General features: G+C 63.6%; 17 protein-coding genes. 2 read left to right on the top strand and 15 right to left on the bottom strand.

Annotation, left to right across the window (positions count from 1 at the left end):
- Positions 1 to 15 precede the first annotated feature (15 nt).
- Positions 16 to 294 (bottom strand): TIGR04076 family protein, encoded by a 279-nt coding sequence (locus ACZO0A_RS09070; protein WP_291212877.1) that lies wholly within the window; start codon positions 292 to 294, stop codon positions 16 to 18.
- Positions 291 to 1127, bottom strand: coding sequence for a pyridoxamine kinase (locus tag ACZO0A_RS09065; protein WP_302376361.1), 837 nt, complete (start codon positions 1125 to 1127; stop codon positions 291 to 293). The genes ACZO0A_RS09070 and ACZO0A_RS09065 overlap by 4 nt, the downstream gene beginning before the upstream one ends.
- A 190-nt stretch (positions 1128 to 1317) precedes the next feature.
- On the opposite strand from ACZO0A_RS09065, the gene pcp reads away from it, so the two are divergent.
- Positions 1318 to 1962 (top strand): pyroglutamyl-peptidase I, encoded by a 645-nt coding sequence (pcp, locus tag ACZO0A_RS09060; protein ID WP_302376363.1) that lies wholly within the window; start codon positions 1318 to 1320, stop codon positions 1960 to 1962.
- A 27-nt stretch (positions 1963 to 1989) separates the two neighbouring features.
- Positions 1990 to 3225, top strand: coding sequence for a glycerate kinase type-2 family protein (locus ACZO0A_RS09055; RefSeq protein ID WP_302376365.1), 1236 nt, complete (start codon positions 1990 to 1992; stop codon positions 3223 to 3225).
- 226 nt (positions 3226 to 3451) lie between these two features.
- On the opposite strand, the gene ACZO0A_RS09050 is transcribed toward ACZO0A_RS09055, so the two are convergent.
- The 13 genes from ACZO0A_RS09050 to ACZO0A_RS08990 form a co-directional block, all read right to left on the bottom strand.
- Positions 3452 to 4399, bottom strand: a complete 948-nt coding sequence (locus ACZO0A_RS09050; protein ID WP_302376367.1) for a hypothetical protein — start codon at positions 4397 to 4399, stop codon at positions 3452 to 3454.
- 220 nt (positions 4400 to 4619) lie between these two features.
- Positions 4620 to 6083, bottom strand: a complete 1464-nt coding sequence (locus ACZO0A_RS09045) for a hypothetical protein (RefSeq protein WP_302376369.1) — start codon at positions 6081 to 6083, stop codon at positions 4620 to 4622.
- Positions 6084 to 6330: 247 nt separating this feature from the next.
- Positions 6331 to 7776, bottom strand: coding sequence for a hypothetical protein (locus tag ACZO0A_RS09040; protein WP_302376371.1), 1446 nt, complete (start codon positions 7774 to 7776; stop codon positions 6331 to 6333).
- A 116-nt stretch (positions 7777 to 7892) separates the two neighbouring features.
- On the bottom strand, positions 7893 to 8888 hold the full coding sequence (locus ACZO0A_RS09035) for a tetratricopeptide repeat protein (protein WP_302376372.1): 996 nt from the start codon (positions 8886 to 8888) through the stop codon (positions 7893 to 7895).
- 103 nt (positions 8889 to 8991) lie between these two features.
- Positions 8992 to 10497, bottom strand: coding sequence for an FHA domain-containing protein (locus tag ACZO0A_RS09030; RefSeq protein ID WP_302376373.1), 1506 nt, complete (start codon positions 10495 to 10497; stop codon positions 8992 to 8994).
- 1 nt (position 10498) lies between these two features.
- Positions 10499 to 10720 carry a hypothetical protein gene (locus ACZO0A_RS09025; RefSeq protein WP_291231809.1) on the bottom strand — a complete coding sequence of 74 codons (222 nt, stop codon included), beginning with the start codon at positions 10718 to 10720 and terminating at the stop codon, positions 10499 to 10501.
- A gap of 12 nt (positions 10721 to 10732) precedes the next feature.
- Positions 10733 to 10951 carry a hypothetical protein gene (locus ACZO0A_RS09020; RefSeq protein ID WP_302376374.1) on the bottom strand — a complete coding sequence of 73 codons (219 nt, stop codon included), beginning with the start codon at positions 10949 to 10951 and terminating at the stop codon, positions 10733 to 10735.
- Between the two features lie 11 nt (positions 10952 to 10962).
- Positions 10963 to 11211, bottom strand: coding sequence for a hypothetical protein (locus ACZO0A_RS09015; RefSeq protein WP_302492844.1), 249 nt, complete (start codon positions 11209 to 11211; stop codon positions 10963 to 10965).
- 13 nt (positions 11212 to 11224) lie between these two features.
- Positions 11225 to 11572, bottom strand: a complete 348-nt coding sequence (locus tag ACZO0A_RS09010; RefSeq protein ID WP_302376376.1) for a hypothetical protein — start codon at positions 11570 to 11572, stop codon at positions 11225 to 11227.
- Between the two features lie 170 nt (positions 11573 to 11742).
- The gene (locus ACZO0A_RS09005; protein ID WP_294780352.1) at positions 11743 to 11988 is read right to left on the bottom strand and encodes an EsaB/YukD family protein; all 246 of its coding nucleotides are present in this window, start codon (positions 11986 to 11988) and stop codon (positions 11743 to 11745) included.
- Positions 11982 to 12671, bottom strand: a complete 690-nt coding sequence (locus ACZO0A_RS09000) for a hypothetical protein (RefSeq protein WP_302376380.1) — start codon at positions 12669 to 12671, stop codon at positions 11982 to 11984. The genes ACZO0A_RS09005 and ACZO0A_RS09000 overlap by 7 nt, the downstream gene beginning before the upstream one ends.
- On the bottom strand, positions 12661 to 13368 hold the full coding sequence (locus tag ACZO0A_RS08995) for a LytR/AlgR family response regulator transcription factor (protein WP_417344998.1): 708 nt from the start codon (positions 13366 to 13368) through the stop codon (positions 12661 to 12663). Before ACZO0A_RS08995 ends, ACZO0A_RS09000 begins: the two co-directional genes overlap by 11 nt.
- A gap of 7 nt (positions 13369 to 13375) precedes the next feature.
- The coding region (locus tag ACZO0A_RS08990; protein WP_486846229.1) for an FtsK/SpoIIIE domain-containing protein at positions 13376 to 16753 on the bottom strand (3378 nt) is incomplete at its 5' end.

The raw sequence follows: 16753 nt of genomic DNA, 5'->3' as shown, positions 1-16753 counted from the left end.
CGGCCACCTCCCTGCTTACGGGAGGAGGCTTTCTCCCTGCACGACCTCGACTTTAAAAATGTTCAGCGTGTCGGCGTCGGGGCAGCTGAAAATTGCCTCACCAGGGTTTTGGCCCGGGATGCTGCCGCCGTAGCGCAGGATGTCGATGTACAAAAATGCGACGTGCATCGCCATGGGGCAGATCTCGCCGCGCTGGGTGTCGAAGTCCCAGCTGTCGCCCACCCGGTGGCCGCGGTGGCAGCCCACCGGGCCTTTGCGGTCGATGAGGGTGATTTTCACGCGCGGGCGGCTCATAGCACCACATCCTCCAGGCAGGTCTCCAGTGGGATGCCCTTATATTTGTCCTGGTTGTCGGCGTTTTGGGCCAGCATTTTGCTCACGGTCTGCATGGCGGCCTGAGCGGCGGTTTTCAGCGCGTCACCGCGCAGAATGTGCCCCATGAACACCGCCGAGAAGATATCACCGGTGCCGGGGAACCGCACGGGAAGTTCCTCGTAGGGCAGAATAAAGTGCTGGTCTGCTGCCGCGTCGTAGCCGACGACGCAGGCAATCGGCTTCCAGCCGCCGTCCACCAGCATCCGTGCACTGGTAATGAGCACCGACCCCGCACCCAGGGCGTGCAGCTTGTCGGTCAGGGCGTACAGTTCCTCCCGCGTGGTGCCGCCGCACTGGTAGGGCACGCCCGCCAGGTAGGCGGCCTCGGTGTAGTTTGGCACGATGTAGTCCGCCGTGGCAATCAGTTCCCGCATTAAGGCGACGGTTTCTTCGCCGACGCCGTTGTAGAGTTTGCCCTCGTCGCCCATGATGGGGTCTGTGAAAATCCGCGTTCCTTTGACTTTTTGCGCGCGGCAGAAGTCCCGCACCAGTTCGGTCTGCGGGCGGGAGACGATGAATCCGGTGGACACTGCGTCGAACTGAAAGCCCAGCGCGTCCCAGACTTGCAGGGTGTTTTTCATGTAGCTGGTGGTTTCGAGGATCTCAAACTTGCCGTAGTCCAGTGTGTTGCTGACCAGCGCGGTAGGCAGGCTGCAAACCTCGTACTGCATATGGGAGAGAATGGGGATCATAGCGCTGAGCGCGACCTTGCCGTACCCGGCCAAGTCGTTGATGAGAAGCAGTTTACTCATAGAGGAGACCATCCTTTGTTGTATATGTTGGCATGTGTAAGGAGCAACGTCCTCGACGCTCCGCAGAGAGATCAACCATCCTCCCTACAACTTTACAGATAAAAGGGTTACATGCCTGTATTGTAGCATGCTTTGCGGGCGGGGGCAACCTATGATATAATAATAAAAAATGCGAAACGAGGTTTCCTCCATGAAAATCCTACTCACTGGCTTTGATCCGTTCGACAGGGAGAAGGTCAACCCGGCGTTTGAGGCAGTGAAGCTGCTGCCAGACACGATTGCCGGGGCACAGATCGTCAAGCTCGAAGTCCCCACCCAGTTTGTCCGCGCGGGCGAGGTGCTGGAAGCCGCCATGGCGGAACATAAGCCCGATGTGGTTATCTGCGTCGGGCAGGCGGGCGGGCGCGCGGCCATCACGCCGGAGAAGGTCGCTATCAACCTAATGGATGGCCGCATCCCGGACAACGCCGGGTATCAGCCTGTGGATGTGCCCATCCGGGCCGATGGGCCAGCCGCCTACTTTGCCACGCTGCCGGTCAAAGCCATGGTGCAGCGGATGCAGGACGCGGGCATCCCCGCCGCCGTGTCCTACACTGCCGGCACCTATGTGTGCAATTCACTGATGTACATGCTGCTTTTCCTTATCGACCGGAAATTTCCCAGCGTGCGGGGCGGGTTCATTCATGTGCCCTACGCCATGGAGCAGGCCGTCAACAAGCCGCTTGGCACCCCCAGCATGGATTTACGACAAATCTCCCGCGGGCTGGAAAAGGCCGTGGAAGCCGTGGTAATATGCGGCCGCGACACCGCCGTGCCCATGGGCACGACTCATTGATCATGGCCGCACAAGGAGGTCAATCCCATGGATGTGTTCCTGCGAAAGGACGCTGACGCGATTATTTCTGCCAGTCTGCGGGCGGTTCTGCCGGATGAAGCGGTGCACCGGGCGCTGCAGACCTTCCAGCCACGGGGCGGGCGGGTCGTGTTGGTTGCGGCGGGCAAGGCCGCGTGGCAGATGGCACAGGCCGCGGTGGAAACACTGGGCCGGGTGGACGGCGGCGTGGTCATCACCAAGTACGGCCACGTCAAGGGCGCACTGCCCGGCGTGACCTGCTGCGAGGCGGGCCACCCGGTCCCCGACGCGAACGGCTTTGCCGCCACCGAACAAGCGCTGGCGGTGGTGCGTGGGCTGACGGCGGCGGACACCGTGCTGTTTTTGCTTTCAGGCGGCGGCAGTGCGCTGTTTGAGCAGCCGCTGCTCCCCTCCACGGAATTACAGGACATCACGAATCAGCTGCTGGCCTGCGGGGCAGATATCGTCGAGATGAACACAGTCCGCAAGCGGCTTTCGGGCGTGAAGGGTGGGCGGTTTGCCCAGGCGTGCGCCCCCGCGCAGGTGTTCAGCATCGTGCTGAGCGACATTCTCGGCGACCCGCTGGATATGATCGCCAGCGGCCCGGCTGCGCCAGATTCCTCCACCTGCGCCCAGGCGCTGGCCGTGGCGGAAAAGTACCATTTGACCCTCTCTACTCAGGCCCGGGCGCTGCTGGGCCGGGAGACGCCGAAGGAATTGACCAACGTTACAACGCAGATAACCGGCAGTGTGCGGCAGCTTTGCGCCGCCGCAGCCGACGCCTGCCGGGCGCTGGGGTACGAGCCGGTGCTGCTGACCGACCGGCTCTGCTGCGAGGCGCGGGAGGCGGGCAGTTTCCTCGGTGCGATTGCCCGCACCCACGCCGGGCAGGGGCGGCGGTTGGCCTTTATAGCGGGCGGCGAGACTGTGGTCCACCTGACCGGGCACGGCTTGGGCGGGCGCAATCAGGAGCTTGTCCTGGCGGCGGCCCCGGCGCTGGACGGCCTGCACGCGGCGGTGTTCGCGGTGGGCAGCGACGGCACCGACGGCCCCACCGATGCCGCAGGCGGCTATGTGGACGGCGGCACGCTGGCCGCGCTGACCGCCCACGGCCTGACCGTGTTTGACACGCTGCAAAAAAATGACGCCTACCACGCTTTGCAGGCGGCAGGCGGATTGATTCTTACAGGCCCCACTGGCACAAACGTCAACGACGTGGCCGTGGCGCTGGTGGCCGGGGATTAAAGCGCTTTTTCTTGTAGCCGCAGTCGCAGTACGGCCCGCCGGAGGCCGGCGTGTACTGCCGTACAAAGTTGGCCACACCATTGGCCTCGCTCATCGTGTAGTCCAGGCGGCACAGGGCGAGCGGGTTTGCAATGGGAATATATCCACAAGACCCCGACCCCGGGAGGCGGCTAAAGCTCCCGGGGCCGGGGTCTGTATGATTTGTGTGGGAATGGCTTAAGTTACATTACTTGCCCAGCGCAGCCAGGTAGGCGGCATTCTGCGCGTCGATCTGCTTTTGGAACGCGGCCACGGCGGCGGCGTAAGCGGCCTCGCGCTTGTCAGCGGCCGCCTGTGCCTCGGCGGCGGTGGCGTAGCGGGTCTCGGGGGCGGAAGCCTTGGGCGCAACAGCGGCGATCGCACCGCTGCCGACATAGCCCTTCACACCCTTGGGGCCGACGACGGTGGTCGTCTCGTTGCCGCAGGTGTCGCAGACGTAGACGTTGCCATGGCGGGTCCAGTTGTGATAACCGCACTTCTGGCAGGTGGTGTACTCGATGCCCCAGGTGCCGTTGGCGATGGCCTCGTCGATTTCCTTCTGCTGGGCCGTGCGGGTGTCAACGGCGGGGGTGTTGTCCTCGGAAGAAGCGGCAGGGGCAGCGGGCTTCACAGTGTCGGTCTTGGCATTGTCGCCCTTAGCGGTATCGTCGGCCTTGGTGTCGTCCGCTTTGGTAGTATCGTCGGTCTTGGTGTCATCGGGCTTGGTGGTGTCGCCGGCGCCGGGGCCGGTGAAATCCCAGCTGTCGTCGGTGGACGTCTGGCCGTCGCCGGTAACGGTGACGGTGGCCTTGTCGATCTCGCCGCCGATGAAGCTGCGATCCATCAGGGTGACGGTGCAGGTACCGGGCATCATGGCTTCATAGGTGACGGTGGTCATGCGGCCGGTGGTCTCGGTGCTGACATATTTCAGCACACCCTCGGTGTCGGCCATGTTGGGGCCGTGCTCGATGTACTCGCTGCTCAGCAGCCAATCCATGTAGCCGGAGTAGCTGAACGACCAGGTCTGGCCCACGCTGATGGTGGCGTCCGAGATGGAGTAGACCTGATCCGCGAAAGCGCCGGTGGCCATAGCGCAGGTCATGGTGAGGGCCGCGCCCATGGCGGCGGTGGTTTTCAGTAACGCAGAGTGTTTCATAATAAAATCCCCTTTTTACGTTTTTTTGTATGTAAAGCGGGTGGACATCCGATCGGCTGCTGTCCGCCCGCCCATACACGGTCGTTGTCTGTATCGACTGTACCCAGTATAGCAGGCGGCCCGCATTTTTTGGGGGAATGTGTATGAAACGTCGTCGAATGCGTATGAACGACCCATCCCCGCCCCATTACGCAGTGTAATGGGGCGGGGATGGGGGAAATTATGCGGTGCGGGAATCGTCAATCACGTACTCTTTATATTCGCGAAGACCATCAATAAGTAATGGGGACGTTTGGGGCTTTCTTTCCAAGCTGAAATCACCCGACACCGTCATAACAGTATAGGTGATTTCCTCACTCTGCACGCCGTCGGTGTAGGCCGTGCGGCTAATGACGTTGCCGTCTGCATCGTAAGCGTATACATAGTCCGTGACAGTTTCGTCCGTCGACGCACTGCTCGGCTCAATAAGATGCGGTGTTCCGTCGGCATCCATAGTGTAGGAGTAGACTCCCTGCTCCACAGAGCGCACATCACGGTATTGCGTCAACAGACCGTTTGCAAAAACGCTGGTGTCATACACCCACACCTCTTGTCCGCAAATATCTCCGTTCGAGGAATACCAGTTATACAGGAATGGTCTGTCCTTATAATAGATTGTCTCATCGGTTCTGTAATCCGTATCATGTACGAATTTCTGGAGCGTACCGTCTGGCCCATAGGTACTGGTATCACAGTTCCGCTCACCATACTCCAGATAATTGTACACTTCCGTATAACCGGCGTCTGTGTAAGTGTATGTTTTCGTTTCGACTGTATCGCCAACATTTCGGGTCGCACTGGTCACACGCCCTTGGGCATCGTAGATATATACCCAGTCATACGTCCGGTCATAGGAATTGTCATTATAGCCGTTGTACTCATAGTGTACCACATTTCCGTGGTCATCGTAGGTATAGCTCTCTGTGTATAGCTGGTCAGCGCCATTATAAACCACGCGGGTCACCAAGTTTCCTGCCTCATCGTAGGTATTAGCGTAGGTCAGCTCATAATCGCCGTCATACGTGATATTTCGGTGTTCGTCGTAGGTTTTGTACCCATCAGAGTAGTCAATCAGTACACCATCAGCGTTGTACTTGAATACAGTTGCCCCGTCAATTTTGGTTGGCAGCGAAACTATCTTTGTCGCGGCGGGTGTCTCCGCATCCGGGGTGTTCCCTGCTTCGTCGGTCGTAGCGGTCTCGGTCAGCCGGGCTTCGGCTTCGGTCGTGTCCGCGCCGAGGCTGGCGGCGGCGGTCAGGTCGGCTTGCGCGGCGTCGGTGTCGCCCATGTCCATATAGAGGTCCGCGCGGGTCAGATAGACGTCGGCGTTTTCGGTGCCGATTTCATCGATGATGTAGGTCAAGTCCGATGTGGCGGCGGCGCTGTCACCCAACTGCACATATGCCTGTGCACGGCCCCAGTAGGCGGGTTCGCTGCGGTCGTCCACCCGGATAGCGCGGCTGAACATCGTGACAGCCTGGGTGTATTCGCAGTCCGTCAGGTATTTTTCACCCATAGATAAGGCCCATTTCATTCGCGGCCCGGGGGCGAAGATGAGGAAGAGCATACCGAGGGCCAATAGGATGAGGATAACCGCGATGATAGCCAGCGGGTTGATTTTGCGGTGTTGCGGGTGGTCGGGCATGGGGAACAGCTCCTTTTAGGGGATTTTAATTTTAGGTTGAGCTTTCGGTATGTAGGGGCGGATTCCATACCCGCTCGCGGAGGGGTCAACGCTCTATGAAAATGGGGCTGCACCGTAGGGGCGGGGCTCTGCTCCGCCCGCGGCGTAAGGGTGAGTGGCCGTTTGCCCGACAGTTGCGGGCCGGGCATGCCCGGCCCCTACGGGGCAGCGGTGTTTTAATGCGGCGATAACGGAACGGTTGCTGCCATCAATCCGCCATGACATACTCCTTATACTTGTAATCCGCTTCGGTCACGGTGTCGAAACTGTAATCCTTCGGCACTTTGGCGACGGTGTAGGTGATTTCCTCGGTCAATACACCGTCGGTGTAGGCCGTGCGGGCGATGATGTTGCCGTCGTCGTCATAGGTGTAGGTGTAGTTCGTCACCGTTTCCTCGGCATCGGTGTGGCTGGATTCATGTGCTATCTCGTTGCCGCCCATATCGTAGGTATGGCTCTCATAGCCGCTTGCCAGCTGAGTCACATCGCTAAACTTGGTCAGCTGGACGTGCTCGTAATCATGGGTGTAATACTCCCAATCCCAAACTTTCTGCGCGGTGATGCTGCCGTCTGTGGCGTAGTAGCTCGTCAGCGCCGGCTTGCCCAGGAAGTAGCTCGTCTCCTCGGTCTTGTACTCATCGACGCCCTCGTACTGGGTGTACACTTCCTCCTTGCGCAGCACACCCTCCGGCGAGTAGGTGCGGTAGGTGTGGGTGCGGCTGCCGTAGACCCAATAGTCGCTTTCCTCGGTGTAGTCCTCGTCGGTATACGTGTAGGTATAGGTGGCCGCCACGTCGCCCATTAAATAGCCGGTCTTGCTGGTTATGCGGCCCTGGTCGTCATAGGTGTACGTCCAGTCGGTGACGTTACCGGATTCCAGCGGCTTGTCGGTGTCGTAGTGGGTCACGTTGCCGTGGTCGTCGTAGGTGTAGCTCTCGGTGTAGAACAAGTCTGGGTTGTAGGCCTGGCGGGTCAGCAGGTTGCCGCCCGCGTCGTAGGTGTTGGTGTAGGTCTGGCCCAGGCTGCTGTCCGACGTGATGTTGCCGTGCTCGTCATAGGTGTAGGTGCGGGTGTAACCGTTGTAGGCGTAGGTTTCGGTGTAGTCGGTCAGCGCGCCGTCGGCGTTGTATTGCAGGGTGGTCGTGCCGCCGGTCAGCTGGTCGTAATTCACGATTTGCGTCGGCAGCGAGACGGTAATGCGGGTCAGGGCTTCCAGCCGGGAGGCCTGTGTGCTCGTATCCGCGCCCAAGCTGGCGGCGGCATCAAGGTCAGCCCGGGCGGCGTCGGTGTCGCCCATGTCCATATAGAGGTCGGCGCGGGTCAGGTAGACGTCGGCGTTTTCGGTGCTGATTTCATCGATGATGTAGGTCAAGTCCGACGTAGCGGCGGCGCTGTCGCCCAACTGCACATACGCCTGTGCGCGGCCCCAATAGGCGGGTTCGCTGCGGTCGTCCACCCGGATGGCGCGGCTGAACATCGTGACAGCCTGGGTGTATTCGCAGTCCGTCAGGTATTTTTCACCCATCGTCAGCGCCCATTTCATCCGCGGCACGGGGGCGAAGATGAGGAAGAGCATACCGAGGGCCAGCAGGATGAGGATTATGGCGATGATGGCAAGCGGGTTGATTTTGCGTTTTTGGGGTTGGGTGGGCATGGGGGAACAGCTCCTTTTGGGGGATTTATAAGATAAATGGGTGATTACGAGATGGTGGCGGGCCGGGCATGCCCGGCCCCTACAACTCTACGATGGTTCAATCGGACAATAACAGATTATTCGTAGAGAATCTCGCCAGTGGGCGTGAAGAAGTCGTTGGTCGGTTCGGCGATGTGGTTGTCCATGTACCCATAGACGCACTGGGCGCTGTCCATGGTAAGGCGGCCATCCACCGTGCGGGTGTAGGTGATTTGGTAGCCCACATCATCCTGTGTAACGGTAAAGTAAGAAGGCTGCCCATTCTCATTGAACTCTATATAGGCAACCGAGTCGTAGACATAGGCGCTCAATGTATCAGGAGTGCCATCCTCTTTCAATGTTAAGTTAGTGACCTCCAGCTGAAATGGCGTCCCCACCGTCGTGGCGACCTGCGCGGCATCAAAGTCTGCGGTGGCTTTGCCGTCCGCATAATCAATGCTGATGTCGTAATCCTTGGTGAAATCATCGTAGATGCCCAGCGTGATATGGGTCAGGCGGCCATCCTCGTCGTAGAGGAAGTCGCCATTCGTGCCACCCACACCCGTGGTGAAGCGGAACTCCCTTGGGTGCTCGATTTTTTCCTCTTCGGGGGCTGCGGTGCTCTCCGGGGTCGGTTCGGGGGTGAGGGCGGCAAGGGTTTCCTCGGCGGCGGTCGTGTCTGCGCCAAGGCTGGCGGCAGTGTCGAGGTCGGCCTGGGCGGCGTCGGTGTTGCCCTGCATCGTGTAAGCCTCGGCACGCTGGATATACACATCCGCATCGTCGGTGGTCAGTTCGTCAATGACAAACGTCAAATCCTCGATCGCGGCGGCGGGCTGGTTCAGTTGGATATACGCCTCGGCGCGGCCAAGATAGGCGGGTTCACTGCGGGCATCCACCCGGATAGCGCGGCTGAACATGGTAACGGCCTGGGTATAGTCGCATTCGGTCAGGTATTTTTCACCCATAGATAAGGCCCATTTCATCCGCGGCCCGGGGGCAAAGATGAGGAAGAGCATACCAGCCGCCAATACAAGCAGGATGACAGCGACGATAGCCAATGGGTTGATTTTGCGTTTTGGGGGTTGAGTGGGCATGGGGAAACAGCTCCTTTTGGGGGAATTTATACGATAAATGGGTGGTTGGGGGATGGCTGCGGGCCGGGCACTGCGGGGCTGCAAAGCAAACTGGCGGCAGTCATTATGTTATCGTCAGGCGCAGTTGGGCGTTGCCCATTTTGATGATGCTGCCGTCAGTCAGGGGACACTCGGTCGTGATTTTTTCGCCGTTGACCTTTGTTCCGTTGGAGCTGCTCCGGTTCACAAGCACCACATCTCCGCCGCGCAGGCAGAGGTCGCACTGGTGGCGCGAGATCGAGGGGTCATAGTCCAGCACGATGCGGCACAGCCCCGGGTCGCGCCCGAGGGAAACCGTACCGTCCAGCGGGAAGGTGACTGTGTGGGCCAGGTCGGCCAGGTCGGTCAGGGTCACGGTCAGCGGGGCGGCGTCCCCGCCAAAAATTGCCGCGGTGCCGCCAAACATAGTCGCCTCGGCCATCATGGTGGCGGGTGCGTCCGACGCGGCGGGCTGCACCGGCAGCGGCGCGGCGGGGGCAGGCTTTTTGCGGCGCAATGCCATAAACGCGGCGGCCAAGGCGGCCAACAGACCCGCGCCGCCCAGGGCAAAAGGCAGGACACCGGGTTTGTCTTCATCTGGGGCGGTGGGTTGGACTAGGGGGCCCGGCTCGTCAGTTGGGGCGGTGTCAGCAGTGCCCTGCGGCGGGATGGGGGCATCCCGCCCTACCTCGGAGGTGGTATTGTCCGCCGCCGCAAACGGCATGGTCAGCGTCAGCGTCACGGTGTTGGCCCCGCCGTCGGAAAGCTGCATCGCCCGATCAGAGCCATCGCAAAGGGCCGCGGGCAGTGGTACATCCACCCGCACGCCGCGGTCCCAGGCACGGATGCCGTTGACGATGGCGGCCACGTCCTGTGTCTCGCTCAGTGCGTAGGTGTCGCCGTCGGTCAGGCGGGCCAGGGCGAACAGCTCCTGCAGCTGCGCCCGGGCGGCGTCGGTGCCGTCGTCCGCGCCGATGATGTACAGCGGGAACCCGGCCTTGCGGATGAGGTCGGCCAGTTCCTGCCGGGTGTAGCCGTACTGTTCTTCCTCGGCACCGGTGGTGATGAGCACGACCCGCGTCAGAGCGGGGCTGTTTTGCTGCACCAGGCTGTCCAACACGCGGTAAACGCAGTCGGTCAGCTGGGCGGTGTGGTCGTTGTAGGTCAGACCATCCACCACGGTTTTCAGCTGCAAATAGTCCGTCTCACCGTCACAAAGCGGCGTGACCTCGGTCCCGAGGGTGTCCAGCGTGAACGTCTCGCCGTTCAGGCGCGTGCCGGCCAGGCCGTTTAAAATATCGTGGATGGCATCCCGCTGGCTCTCCGGGATGGCGGCAGAGTTGTCCAGCAGAATGACGGTGTGGGCCGGGGTGTCCAGCCCGGACAGCGGCGTGGCCTTGGCGGGCGTGACCGGCGTGTTGCCCACCATGCAGGTGTAGGCGGCGTCAGCGCTGCCGCTGCGCAGGTACAAAACGGCGTCCTGGCCCTGCACGGTGCCATAGACCCCCGCCCCGCCTGCGGCCAGCGCGGGCAGGCCAAACACCCAGGCAGCCGCCACAGCCGCCGCCAGGGTCAGGAATTTGTGTTGCATCCTATGCCTCCTCCGCCAGTTGGCGCAATGTGCGGGCGGCGGCACGCAGGTCGTCGGTCACGGCCTGCTGGCGGCGCAAAAACTGCACGGCAGCGTCACTCTGCCAGGCCAGGTGCAGCGCGGCGGCAGCCTCGTCCAATGGGGCGGCAGCCTGGCGCTCCAAGGTGTCTGCCAGGGCGGCCAGCTGTTCGGCAGTGCGCATGTTTTTCGTTGTATCGTTCATATTCAAGTTCCCTTACAGAATAAATTCCGTGGGCAGGGCGGGGGTCTCGTCCCCGGCTGCCGCGCCCAATGTGTCCAGCAGGTCCGCCAGCTGGCAGGTCTGGGCAGTGAACTGGCGGCGGAAATTCTCCGCCGCAGCGCCACTCCAATAGGCCCCTGTGCCCCCGGCAATGCGCTCCAGTTCGGCCGCGTCGCGGCGCAGAGCGCGCAGAGTTTCGTTGTAATCTGCCATCGTTGCCCTCCTCACAGCCGGATGCTCTCGACCGCGCGGGTCACGGCGGTCTCGCAGACATCGTAGGTGGTCTGGATTTCGTCCAGGCGGTCCAGCAGGGCGTCCAGGCGGTCCAGCAGCTCGGTCAGCGCATCGGCGCGGGGTGCGTCCAGCGCGGGGGCCAGCTCGGCGGCGGTGCGCTGCATCGCGGCCAAACGGTCGCTGAGGGCGGCGATGTCCTCGCCCAAGCGGCGGGTGTTTACCTTCATATTTGCTGCCATTCCTCTGCCCTCCTTATGCGTCGCGGAACCGCGCCATGACCGTCTCGCCCAGCATCGGCGTCAGGGCCGGGGCGGGATCCGGGGCGGGCGGCTCCATGCCGGGCCGGGCCGGGGCAAAGGCCCCCAGGGTACGCAGTTCGTCGGCAGCGGCGCGCTGTTCGGCCTGCTCATACAATGCGGCGATCTCCTCCGCCGCATCTGCCAGGCGGCGCAGGGCAGCGGTATCGCTTTCCAGCCTGTCGGCCAGGGTGCGGGCAGCGGGCGGCAGGTCGGCGCAGACGCTTTCCACTGCACGGGCGGCAGCGGTGCAGCTGTCGGCCATCGTGCGCAGGGCCCCGGTATGTACGGTAAATTTGCTCATACGTGATTTCCTTTCCTGCATCCCAGTATAGCGCAAGCGGGCCGCGCGTGCAGCCCAACCGGGATGAATGGTCGGTGAACCTGCGTGAATGGCAGGTCGTGTAGTATGGTGTGGGTGCGGCGCCTGCGGGTCGATGCAAGCCCCGACCCGTAAACGCAGGGGCCAAGGGGTTACAACAAAATCAACACCGCGCCCTCCCCTACTCCGTTTTCGGGCAGGGTGCCGCAGGGGTCAAGCCGCGCCGCGCGGGCGGGGTCGTAGAGGGAAAGCGGCGCGTCCCCGGGGGCGGGGGCGTGCGTCTCGGCGCAGATAGCCTCGGCCACGGCGCGGGTCACGGCAGCCACCGGGGCCGTCTCGTCCAGGGCAAAATCGTAGTGCTGCCCGGTGCCGGGCAGGCGGATCTCTACATTCAGCATGGCGCGTCCTCCCCGGTCAGGGCGGCAGCCAGCGAGGCGCGGATGTCCGGACCGTCGGGGGCGGTGGTCACGCTGTCGGGCGTCTGGCGGCGTACCTTGCAGCCGCAGCCGGTGTCCAGCCATTGCCAGCGGGCCAGCCGCGTGCAGTCGGGGGCGAACAGCTCCACCAGCGCGGCGGTGGCGGCGTCCTCCCGGCAGGGGGTGCCGTCGGCATCCAGCGGCGGCAGGTCTGCGGGCGGGATGAACTCGGGGTACAGCGTCCCCTCCCCCGCACCGTTCAGCGGCGGCAGGGCGGCCAGCAGCGCAGCGGTGTCCAGGGCTTGCAGCGTGTAGCGGGCCGCGCTCTCGCGCCGCAGCAGCACGCCGCCTACCCTATTATAATAGAGCACCGCGTCAACGGCCCCGCCCGGTGTGCGCAGAAAGACCAGTGCGGCGCGGTCGGCGGATTTCACGGTGTCCAGCAGCGGGGCCAGCGGCGCAGCGGGGGTAAGGCCGTTTTCGCCGCGCACGGCAAGGCCGGCGTCCAGCAGCCGCACGGCGACGAGCGGCCAGTTTTCCGCCGGTTCACCCATCGGCCAGAACAACGGCGCGGGACGGTCGTCCAGCAGCGAGAGCAGAAACCATAGCTCAGCCCCCGTAGGGTGATAGGAACGTTCCATCGCTGTATTTTCGTCATGCGTCATACTCCCGCACCTCCTTTTTGTAGCTGCGGGAGAGCGGCACAGCCACATCCTCGCGCAGATAGACTAAATTTTGGCTTAACGCTACGCGCTGGATATTGTCGGCGTTCACCACAAAGCTGCGGTGGACGCGGCGGAACTCTGGCGGTAAAGTTTCCAGCAGCTTTTCCAGCGTGCCGGTGAAAGTCAGTTCCTCGCCCGCCATCCGCAGGCAGAGCCGCCGCTCCCGGGCCTCAAAATACAAAATTTTGCGGTAGGGTACGCGGATGCGCTCGTCGCGGCTTTTCACGACGAAGCAGTCCGCCCCCTCGTGCTGGGCGGCCAGCAGCCGGTCGAAGATCTCCCCCGCAGCGCGGCGGCATTCCTCGGCCGTGACCGGGCGCAAAATCAGCGAATCCGGCGCAAGCTCGGGCTTCAGGTAGACGAGCGGCGAGGTCGTGGCCGCCGCCATGACGAGCAAAAACGCCTCGCGCCCGGCTGTGCGCACAGCAGCCAGGTAAGCCAGCCCTGCAGGGTCGGTCACATCCCAGCAGATGGCGTCGGCCCTCTCGGCCAGCAGGGCCGCGCGGGCGGCGGCGGGGTCTGCATAAAAACGGCAGTCCAGTTCCTCATTGCTGCGGCGGGATAGGAGCTGGCGCAGCTGGGTCTCCAGCAGTTGGCACTCGGCTTTTCCGCTCAAGTAGACAACGACGCGGATCATAATAGGTTCACCCTTTCGCCTGTGGAATCAGGATTTTTTGACAGCCATGTCCGGCTGCGGGCGGCACAAGGCCGACGCCCGGTTTCTCCGGCGCGGCCAACTCACGGTAAGGCAGCGGCGCAAAGTCCCACAGCGTTTGCTGGGCCGCACCGCCGCCCAGCCAGACGCCGGTGCAGTGCCGGGCAAAGGCGCGGTACGCCTCGCTGTCGGGTGCATCGGCGGGGTCAAGCGCTGCCGCAAACACAATGTGGTTGCCCGCGCCGCGGCTGATAAGGTTCACTAGCACAGCCTGGCAGTAGCGGCCCGCTGGCGTTTGCAGCCGCAGCAGATTGGTCAAATCCGGCAGCACGACGAGCCACAGCGGCTCTTGGCGCATCGCGGCCCAGCGGGCGTCGGGGTCGCCGGGCAACGTTTTTTGCAGCTGACTGCGGCGGCCAAATTCGGGGCCGATGGTCGTTGCCAGCATCGTTTGTACGGCGTCCACACCGGCGGCATACTCCGTGCCCAGGGCGTCGGCTTCGGCGTGCAGACTGTCACTTTGCGACGACAGTACGAAAATTCTTGCCTTTTGTGCAGCGGCAGAGCGCATGAGGATTTTTAGTGCGTTCTCCCGGCCCGAACCCGCGCGGCCCGCAGCGGCAAAGCAGAAGGTAGTCTGCAAATCGACACCCCAGAGCGCCGCCGTTTCGAGGTCGTACCCAAAGGGCAGGCACACCCCCGCCGTCTGTATGGCGGCGTAGTCCTCGTGGGCGGTCAGGTCGCGCCAGGTGGGCGCGGCGGGGATGCCCGGCACACGGCGGGCGGGTCTGCCGGGCCAGGCGGTGCGCAGGGCTTCGGATTCCCGCCGCAGCGCATCGGCGCGGGCGTAATCGTCGGGGGCGTCGACGGCCAGGGCGGTCTGGAACTCCACCACGCGGCCGCCCAGCACAGTCAGGCCGCGGCCGGGGGCCGCCTCGGTGGGCAGGCCCTGGGGCATACGGCAGCGCAGGGTCTCGCCATAGCGGGCGCGGTCTGGCAGTTCCAACACCAGCACGGTGCGCAGAGCATCGGCCAGCCGGGCCGGTATGTCCTGCATCCCGAACCCGCTGCCGGTAACAAACAGGTAGATGCCGCAGGCCGCACCCTCCCGCGCCAGGCGCAGCAGAGCGTCATCGTAGGCGCAGGCCGTCCGCTCGCGGAAAGCGGCTATGTCCTCCACCACCAGCAGCACGGCGGGGCAACCGCGAACGTCGTGGGCGGCCACGTACTGGGTGTAATTACCGCCCTGCAAGCGGGTCTGGCGCTCGGTCAACAGGCCGTCCAGCAGCGCGAAGAGCCGCCCGACGCGGGACAGATCCGTGGCGTCCAGCACCGCGCCCACCTGGGGGCAGGCCGCGAAGGCCGCTGTGCGGCGGGATGTGCAATCCAGCGCGTAAATATTGAGGGCGTCTGGCGTGTACCGCCGCGCGAGGGCGTGGAGCAGTGTCTCGACAAAAGTGCTTTTGCCGCTGCCCGGTGCGCCCACCAGCGCGTGGTGGCCGCCCGCCGTAAAGTTGACGACCAGCGGCAGCTGACACTGGTTTTCGGGGTCGTCGATGCGGCCCACAATGGCAGAAAGCTCCCACCGCGCAGGCTGTTCTGGCCATTGCGGGGCGGCAGGCAGCACCAGCCGGGCGGGCAGCGGCGGCAGCCAGAGCGGCGGCAATGCAGGCAGGTGCAGACGCTCAGCCTCGGTGCGCAGATAGTCCACCGTGGCGGAAAGCTGGGTGGCCGCGCCGGGAGCGGGGGCCGCCTTTGTGGCGGACTGCACCGGGCGGCCTGTCGTGTCAATGCGCTTGGCCAGCGGGGCGGTCTGCGCGGCGGGCGCACCACTCCACCCGGACTGGAACAAGGTAAACACCTCGTCGCTGCCCACCTGCAGATACCCGCGCCCGGCCCCGGTCAGGGCCGCCGCGTCGGGGCGATGGAGCACCTCCATACTGTTCTGTTTGTCCTGCACACGCAGACATAGGCGGAAGCGGGTGTTGCTCAAAATATTTTCGTCCACATTGCCTGCAGGGCGCTGGGTGGCTAAGATCAAATGTACGCCCAGGCTGCGGCCCACCTGCGCCACGCTGATGAGTTTGCGCATAAACTCAGGCTGCTCGCGCTTGAGCTCGGCAAACTCGTCCACAATGATAAAGAGGTGCGGCACTGGTGTCTCGGCCTCGCCGTTTTTGCAGAGCGGCGTATATTGGTTGATACTGTTGACGCTGCACCGTTCAAAAATCCGCTGCCGTCGGCGTATCTCGCTCTCGATGGCCGCCATGGCACGGCGCACCAGCGCCCCGGACAGGTTGGAGACCGCCCCCTGCACATGGGGCAGCCCGGCGAAGAGATTTGCCATGCCGCCGCCCTTGTAGTCGATGAGGAAGAAGGCGGCATCCGCAGGGCTGAAGGCCACGGCCAGCGAGAGAATGTAGGTTTGCAGCGTCTCGGATTTGCCGCTACCGGTCGTGCCGGCCACCAGGCCGTGGGGGCCGTGGGCCTGTTCGTGTGCGTCCAAAGCGCACAGACCATCCGCTGCCACGCCGATGGGCACGGACAGCGTCTCCCAGGGGCGGGCTGCCTGCCAGCGGTCGGCGGCGCGGAGTTCGGCGGGGCTGTGCACGCCGTAGAGCGCAAAAAAGTCAACGCGCTCGGGCAGGGCCTGCGCGGCGGGGGCATCGCTGACGACAGTGCGGGCCAGGCGGCGCACAGCGGCGTCCAGCTGGGCCGGGTCGGCGGCATCCAGCGCGGTCAGCGGCGTAGTGATGCCGTGGACACGCAGCACGCCCGCGCCGGAGGTGGTCTGTTCGAGAATGCAGCCGCAGGCGTTGGGCAGTTCGGCAGCGGTGTCGGCCAAAAATACCGCTGTAACGCCGGAATCTGCGGCAGGGGCTAAGAGTGCGGCGGCGAGGGATTCCCCCGCCAGCAGGGCAGTCTCCTCGACAAAAACGACATAGTGGGGGCGGTCCGGCACGCGCAGGGCGGCGGCCAGTGCAGCGCAGACGGTGCGGGCTTCCTCTCGCCCGCAGGCGGCCAGGCGCAGGCCATTTTCGGCGCGGACATGGGGCAGCCAGCGGCAGAAATCCCCTCGGTCGGCGGCATCGGCCCGCAGCAGAAAGGCGAATTTTACATCCGTATAGCAGCACTGCACAGCCAGCTGGGCCGCCAGGCTTTGCAGCATGGTCCAAGCCCCGGCGCGGTTTGGGCCGCCCACCAGGCCCACCAGCGGCTCCCGCGCAAGGTCGAGGGCGACGGGCACATTATGCAGCACAGCGTATTTTTTCTGCAGTTCGTATAGCTCGGCGGGGGCGTCGGCGGGCAGGGCCAGTGCGGCCCCGGAGGGCACGTCCCCCAGCCCGGCGCGGCAGGTCAAAAAGTC

This window comes from Gemmiger sp. (assembly GCF_057431175.1).
This window is presented reverse-complemented; position numbering and strand designations above follow the sequence as displayed.

Excerpts from the sequence above, each read along its gene's own strand:
- ACZO0A_RS09050 (WP_302376367.1), bottom strand. The coding sequence starts at position 4,399 with ATGAAACACTCTGCGTTACTGAAAACCACCGCCGCCATGGGCGCGGCC.
- ACZO0A_RS09045 (WP_302376369.1), bottom strand. The coding sequence starts at position 6,083 with ATGCCCGACCACCCGCAACACCGCAAAATCAACCCGCTGGCTATCATC.
- pcp (WP_302376363.1), top strand. The coding sequence starts at position 1,318 with ATGAAAATCCTACTCACTGGCTTTGATCCGTTCGACAGGGAGAAGGTC.
- ACZO0A_RS09000 (WP_302376380.1), bottom strand. The coding sequence starts at position 12,671 with ATGACGCATGACGAAAATACAGCGATGGAACGTTCCTATCACCCTACG.
- ACZO0A_RS09020 (WP_302376374.1), bottom strand. The coding sequence starts at position 10,951 with ATGGCAGATTACAACGAAACTCTGCGCGCTCTGCGCCGCGACGCGGCC.
- ACZO0A_RS09055 (WP_302376365.1), top strand. The coding sequence starts at position 1,990 with ATGGATGTGTTCCTGCGAAAGGACGCTGACGCGATTATTTCTGCCAGT.
- ACZO0A_RS09010 (WP_302376376.1), bottom strand. The coding sequence starts at position 11,572 with ATGAGCAAATTTACCGTACATACCGGGGCCCTGCGCACGATGGCCGAC.
- ACZO0A_RS09035 (WP_302376372.1), bottom strand. The coding sequence starts at position 8,888 with ATGCCCACTCAACCCCCAAAACGCAAAATCAACCCATTGGCTATCGTC.
- ACZO0A_RS09025 (WP_291231809.1), bottom strand. The coding sequence starts at position 10,720 with ATGAACGATACAACGAAAAACATGCGCACTGCCGAACAGCTGGCCGCC.
- ACZO0A_RS09040 (WP_302376371.1), bottom strand. The coding sequence starts at position 7,776 with ATGCCCACCCAACCCCAAAAACGCAAAATCAACCCGCTTGCCATCATC.
- ACZO0A_RS09070 (WP_291212877.1), bottom strand. The coding sequence starts at position 294 with ATGAGCCGCCCGCGCGTGAAAATCACCCTCATCGACCGCAAAGGCCCG.
- ACZO0A_RS09005 (WP_294780352.1), bottom strand. The coding sequence starts at position 11,988 with ATGCTGAATGTAGAGATCCGCCTGCCCGGCACCGGGCAGCACTACGAT.
- ACZO0A_RS09015 (WP_302492844.1), bottom strand. The coding sequence starts at position 11,211 with ATGGCAGCAAATATGAAGGTAAACACCCGCCGCTTGGGCGAGGACATC.
- ACZO0A_RS09065 (WP_302376361.1), bottom strand. The coding sequence starts at position 1,127 with ATGAGTAAACTGCTTCTCATCAACGACTTGGCCGGGTACGGCAAGGTC.
- ACZO0A_RS08995 (WP_417344998.1), bottom strand. The coding sequence starts at position 13,368 with ATGATCCGCGTCGTTGTCTACTTGAGCGGAAAAGCCGAGTGCCAACTG.
- ACZO0A_RS09030 (WP_302376373.1), bottom strand. The coding sequence starts at position 10,497 with ATGCAACACAAATTCCTGACCCTGGCGGCGGCTGTGGCGGCTGCCTGG.